Here is a 6,533-nt window from a genome sequence, read left to right as displayed (position 1 = left end):
AGCGGAGCGGAGAAACCCTGGCTGTACTGCAAAAGGTAAGAACAGATACAGAAAGGTTCATTACTGCTTTTATTAATATTTTGTTCACCTCACTGGTAGGCATGGGTTTCCTGATCTGGTATGCTATTACCAAACACTGGGCGCTGATACCTGTATTTGTGATCGGCATTATTTTCCTTGGTGGACTCACCGGTTTGCTCAGCAAGAAGATGAAAACGGTGCAAAGGGCTATTAACCGTGAAACACTGCAGCTTTCCGGCGCTATTACAGAATCGCTCCGGAATATAGAACTGGTAAAGAGCCTGGGGCTTACCTTCCCGGAAATAAGACGGCTGAAAACCTTTACCAAAGAAATTTTCGACCTGGAAATGGAGAAGACCCGGCAGGTAAGAACGTTATCTTTTTTACAGGGCACCACGCTCAATGTTTTAAAACAAAGCATCCTGTTTATTTTGCTATGGCTGATTTTCCGGAATATACTCACCACCGGTGAACTGATCACAATGCAGTTTATTACCACGGCTATTTTTGTACCGTTGCAGGACCTGGGCAACATCATTATCCAGTACCGTGAAGCGGAGGCATCGTTGCAGCTGTTTCATAAACTGATGCAACGACCGGTGGAAGAGCGTCCGGAGGAGCCGGTAGAAATAGGCGATTTACAGCAGATGCGCTTTGACGAGGTAGTGTTCCGGCATAAAACCGCTACTTCCAACGCTATTGACCATATTTCCTTTTCCGTGGAAACCGGCGACACGATTGCGTTTGTTGGTCCTTCAGGCTCCGGAAAATCTACCCTGGTGAAATTACTGGTAGGGCTGTATAAACCTGTAGAAGGAGAAATATATTTTAATGATGTGCCTTCGCGTGATATCCGGTATAATGCGCTGAGAAGACAGATAGGCTTTGTAACGCAGGATACACAACTGTTTGCCGGTACTATCAGGGAAAACCTGCTGTTTGTAAAATCCGATGCTACGGATGAAGAAGTGATTGAAGCGTTGGAAAAGGCCTCCTGTACTGCCCTGCTGGCCCGCTCCGGTAAAGGCATCTACACCAAACTGGGAGAAGGCGGTGTAAAATTATCGGGCGGGGAAAAGCAGCGTATCTCTATTGCCCGCGCGCTGATCCGCCATCCGCGCCTGCTGATCTTTGATGAAGCTACTTCCGCGCTGGATTCTATTACAGAAGAGGCGATCACCGATACCGTAAGAAGTATTTCCGCCCGCAGGGAGCAGATCACTGTGTTGATTGCACACCGGCTGTCGACCATCATGCATGCCGACCGGATCATTGTGCTGGAAAAGGGAAAGATCGCTGAAACAGGCACCCATGAGGAGCTGGTGGAGCACAAGGGGCTGTACTATGCCATGTGGCGGCAGCAGATCGGGGAAAGAAGGACAGCAGAACTGGCTGTGGAAAAGGAAACGCCCGGGGAGGAAGATGAACCCGGTTGGGAGACTTTATAGCGATGCGGACCCCCATGAATTGCAGGAATCACAAGATTGTCTGTTAAATCCTATTTAAACTTATATTTTTGTGCTCCAAATGATTGTTCCGTGGGCAAAAAATATTATATAATTGATTTCGACAGCACCTTCACACAGGTGGAAGCATTGGATGAACTGGCGCGCATATCCCTGCAGGATCATCCGGAAAGAGAACAGATCTATAAGAAGATTGAAGATCTGACTAACCTGGCTATGGAAGGGAAGCTTTCTTTCAGGGAAAGCCTGGCTGCCAGGGTGCAACTACTGGAAGCCAATAAAGACCATCTGAAACTGTTGGTAAAGCATCTGAAAAAACTGGTATCTACTTCTTTCTCCCGTAATAAAAATTTTTTTAAACATCATGCGGATGATGTGTTGATTGTTTCCGGCGGATTCAAAGAATTTATCACACCGGTGGTACTGCCTTTTCATATCAGAAAAGAGAATATTTACGCAAATACTTTCCTGTTTAACGACGAAGGGAAAATAGTTGGTTATGATGCCGCAAATCCTCTTTCCAATGAAGGCGGTAAAGTGAAGCTGCTGCACGAATTGCAGCTCCAGGGTGAAATTCATGGTATTGGCGATGGCTATTCCGATTTCCAACTGAAGGAATCCGGGATGATCAAGAAATTTTATGCGTTTACAGAAAATATAGAACGTAAATCTGTTACCGAAAAAGCAGATCATATTACGCCCAGTTTCGATGAATTTCTGTATGTAAATAACCTGCCCTCCGCTATTTCCTATCCCAGGAACCGCATCATTTGCCAGGTAGCGGGAGATGTACCGGAAGCTGCAGTAAAATACCTGAAGAAAGATGGCTTTACCATCAAACATGCAGGAACAGACGATAAGTTATTATCAGCAGCAGGAATACTGCTGCTGGGAGAAGGGGAGAAGATCAGCGGGGAGCAGCTTAAAAAGGCGGTGAAACTGAAAGTGATAGGCTACCCGGGCAACAGCAAAAAGCATATCCCGCAGCAGCTTTGTACGGAAATGGGGATTGTGATCTTTGATAATAGCCATAAACCTGAATCGCTGGCAAAAAGGATTGCCAGGTTTATCAACAACGGAGATTCCTTTAAGAGCAGTAATTTCCCTAATATCCAGCTGCCCGAGGTGAAGAACGCGCATCGTTTTATCCACATTCACCACAACGTTCCCGGTGTGATGGCAAAAGTGAACCAGGTATTGGCAGATCACCGCGTCAATATTATTTCGCAATTTCTTATGACGAATGAAGCTATCGGTTATGTGATCACAGATACCGGCAGTGAGTATGATAAAGGGATTTTGAAAGAACTGAAGAAGATCAAAGATACCATCAGCTTCCGGGTATTGTATTGAGGAAGCCGTATAACCACAAGAGAAGCCGCATCGTTACTGAACGATGCGGCTTCTTTCTTTTGTAGTGCTTCCGGATTTTTCCGCATTGCGCAAACCATTTTCCCGAATCCGTAACCCTTGCTCATATACCATGAACTAATTTGCGCCTGATTTTTTAAACTGATTCAATTAACCTATATGCGTTTACTTATCAACCGGGTTGCGGTACTCCTGTGCTTTTTATGTACTGTATGTTCTTCCGTTAATGTGTTGGCTGTTGCTGAACCTTTATCTGCTATCAGGGGGCTGGTGGTTACATCAGACGGAGCGCCTGCGGCTTATGTAGCCGTGCAGATCAAAGAAAAGAACAGGGGAACCCTTACCAACGAAAAAGGAGAATTTGTATTCAGGAAGCTGATGCCCGGAAAGTATACATTGCAGGTAATGCTGATCGGTTATAAAACAATGTCGCAGGAAATTGTTGTGGAAGAAGATCAGATTGCGCAGATCAGATTACAGCTGGAGGCGTCTGACAAGCAATTGAAAGAAGTAATTGTAAGCGGCGCCAGGAACCGGTATAAGAATGATAGTCTTTCCGGCTCATTGCGATTGAGAACGCCTATCCTTGAAGTGCCGCAGAATATACAGGTTATTTCCGCCAATGTAATGGCTGATCAGCAGGCATTTGACCTGGTAGATGGTATTACGCGCAATGTAAGCGGTGCTACGCGCGTGGGGCACTGGGATAACCAGTATGCCAACATCCGGATGCGTGGTTCCAAGATCCCTGCGTTCCGCAACGGAATGAACATAGAAGCTAGCTGGGGACCAACGGCGGAAGATGCCGCTATGATTGACCGCATTGAATTTGTGAAAGGACCTGCAGGATTTATGCTGGCAGGCGGCGAACCCGGAGGTTTTTACAACGTGGTAACCAAAAAGCCCACCGGTATTACCAAGGGGGCGGTGAATATCAGTATGGGAAGTTTCAGTACTTACCGTGCTGCCCTGGATTTCGATGGTAAACTGAGTAAGGATGGTAGGCTGTTATACCGCCTGAATGTGGCCGGTCAGCAAAAAAATTATTATACCAAATACAACTACAACAACCGTTACCTGTTTGCACCGGTATTAAAATATCTGGTTGATGACCGTACATCTGTTACACTGGAATATACCTACCAGGGAGCTACTTACCTGGCTAATGGCAACTATGTTTTCTCTATGAATAAATTGCTGGATGAAAAGATTTCCAATGATTTCTTTTATGGAGATCCTTCCTTCACTCCGGGCAAATTGAAGGATCATAGTGTATACCTGTACTTCGATCATAAGTTTAACGACAAATGGGAAGCACATGCGCAGGTGGCCTATTTCAATTTCACTATGGTGGCTAACAGTGTATGGGCCGACAGTATAGCGGTAAACGGAGATATGCGCAGGGCTTACAGCATAGCCGATGAAGCAGGGCAGAATCGCTTTGCACAGGCTTCCATATCGGGAGAAGAATACACCGGAACGGTGCGGCACAGGATCCTGGCGGGTGTAGATATGGGTAACAAAAAATTCTGGGGTGATTTCAGGCAGCTGACTCCCGATCTTAAAATGGGCGGTGGAAAAATGTTCAATGTGTATAACCCGGAGTATAGCATTCCTTTTGCATCGTTCCCGGTAACGGACCGTACCCAGCCTTTGGCCATAAGAGCCGGCGCCGGCGGCTATGTTACTTCCGTAAGTTATACATCCGCCTATGCGCAGGACGAGCTGGGCTTCTTTAATAACCGCTTGCGTTTATCGCTGGCGGGGCGTTTTACCTATGCAGAAACAGTTGGCAGAACCAAAGCGCTGGCGATCAAGGATAATGTATTTACACCACGTGTTGGCCTGAGTTATTCAATAGATAAATCCACTACTATTTATGGTTTATTTGACCAGTCGTTTGTACCGGTAGCCGGTGCTGATTCCAACCAGAATGCCTTTAAGCCCATTAAAGGCGTAGATGTGGAAGCGGGAGTGAAGAAGGAATGGTTTGACGGTAAATGGGTGGCATCGGCTTCGGTGTACCGTATTGCCCGTCAGAATTCCGTGGTGAACCTGGATATAAAAGACAGTCGCGGCGCCAATGTACAGGAGCAACTGGGAGAAACACTTACCAAAGGGGTGGAAATAGATATCAATGGGGAAATATTGCCGGGGTTGAATGCTACTTTAAACTATGCTTATACCGATTCAAAAATTTCCAAGGAGGCGCCAACGGCCGTTACAAAAACAGTGGGAAATATTACGCCGAATACGGCCACACATATTACCAATGCCTGGCTGAATTACCGCATTGGTAAAGGCCTTTTAAATGGCTTTGGTGTAACAGGAGGGATTCAGTGGATGGCAGACAGGTATGTAGGAAGCGCTACCAGGGTGTTCAGTATCCCTAACTACTTCCGTACAGATGCCGGTTTGAGCTATGTAAAAGGAAAGTACAATGTTTCCCTGCTGGTGAATAACCTGCTGGATAACCAGCAGTTGCTTACAGCGGCTTCTATTCCTACTACTGCCACCGGCTTTTACAATTATATTGTGGAAGCGCGCCGGAATTTCAGGATGACGATCGGGTACCGTTTTTAGTATCTATCTTGCTAAAATAAAACAATAAAAAGTGTGCTGGTAAAACAGTGCATCTTTTGTTGTTCACCAGTATGATTTGAAAGAATACCTGAATTAGTTCTTTTTTGCCTGCGTTATTTTAAGCAGGGTAGCCAGCATTTCTTCCGGGCGAACCGGCTTGTTGAGAAAATGTGTGATATCTAAACTGGCAAAGCGTGTTCTGACCTCTGCAAGAATATCGGCAGTAAAAATAACAATCTGGACATCCGGGTATTGCTGCTTTATCAGTTTCCCCAGTGCATAGCCATCCATGCCAGGCATGTGAAGATCGATCAGTGCTACATCATAGCTGATGCTCTGTAAAAGGCTTGCTGCATCATTGCCGTTTGTGACTACATCCGGGATGATCCCGAAATACTTCAGTTGCTTCACCGCCACCATGATATTAATATTGGTGTCTTCAACAAGAAGTACCTGCAACCAGTTGAATTTACCTGCATAGGCAGACAGGTCCTCCTGTGATTTTTCAGTATCTGTTGTTGTAGTGGTAATTTTTTCAAAGGTCAGTTCAAAGTAAAAAGTAGTTCCTTTCCCCGAGCTGCTTTTTAGCATGATTTCACCTCCCAGCAAGGCTACCAACCTGTGGCTGATAGCTAAACCCAACCCCGATCCCGTTTGCCGGTGGGAGGTAGTGGTATGGAGGTGTTTGAAGCGCTCAAAAATTATTTTATGAAGATCTGAAGGAATACCTATTCCTGTATCAGTTACAGAAAACCGTAACGTCACCTTATGTTCCGTTTCCGTTGTTATAAGCACAGATACTGTTACTTCTCCCTTTTCAGTATATTTTATAGCGTTACTTATCAGGTTATTCAGCACCTGGCTGATCCGGATTGGATCGGCCAATATACACCGCGGGGTATTAAGATCTACGACAGTATTTAACCGGAGCCCTTTGGCAGCGGCTTGTTGGTTAAACTGGTTCTTTATCTGCTGGATCAGTTCAGGTAATGCCACCTCGGAGAAATGTAGTTCCAGGTTTTCACTTTCAATCCGGTTGAGGTCCAGTATATCGTTAATTAATTGCAACAGGTGTTCGGATGAATATACAAG

4 protein-coding genes are annotated in these 6,533 nt (G+C 45.6%); 3 read left to right on the top strand and 1 reads right to left on the bottom strand.

Translation table 11 applies throughout. From position 1 onward, the window contains the following. The 3 genes from VN105_RS28015 to VN105_RS28005 form a co-directional block, all read left to right on the top strand. On the top strand, positions 1–1,469 hold a 1,469-nt coding region (locus VN105_RS28015; protein WP_325646496.1), incomplete at its 5' end, for an ABC transporter ATP-binding protein. Positions 1,470–1,559: 90 nt separating this feature from the next. Continuing rightward, positions 1,560–2,840, top strand: coding sequence for an HAD-IB family phosphatase (locus VN105_RS28010; RefSeq protein WP_325646494.1), 1,281 nt, complete (start codon positions 1,560–1,562; stop codon positions 2,838–2,840). A gap of 177 nt (positions 2,841–3,017) precedes the next feature. Further along, positions 3,018–5,441, top strand: coding sequence for a TonB-dependent receptor (locus tag VN105_RS28005; RefSeq protein WP_325646492.1), 2,424 nt, complete (start codon positions 3,018–3,020; stop codon positions 5,439–5,441). A 93-nt stretch (positions 5,442–5,534) separates the two neighbouring features. On the opposite strand, the gene VN105_RS28000 is transcribed toward VN105_RS28005, so the two are convergent. Continuing rightward, the coding region (locus VN105_RS28000; protein WP_325646490.1) for a hybrid sensor histidine kinase/response regulator at positions 5,535–6,533 on the bottom strand (999 nt) is incomplete at its 5' end.

Origin of the sequence: Chitinophaga sp. (assembly GCF_035564935.1) — a bacterium.
Taxonomy (GTDB): domain Bacteria; phylum Bacteroidota; class Bacteroidia; order Chitinophagales; family Chitinophagaceae; genus Chitinophaga.
Note: the sequence above shows the minus strand (reverse complement) of the source record. Positions and strands in the feature narration are given on the sequence as shown.

Bases quoted from the DNA above. Each gene is read 5' to 3' on its own strand.
- VN105_RS28005 (WP_325646492.1), top strand. From the start codon at position 3,018: ATGCGTTTACTTATCAACCGGGTTGCGGTACTCCTGTGCTTTTTATGT.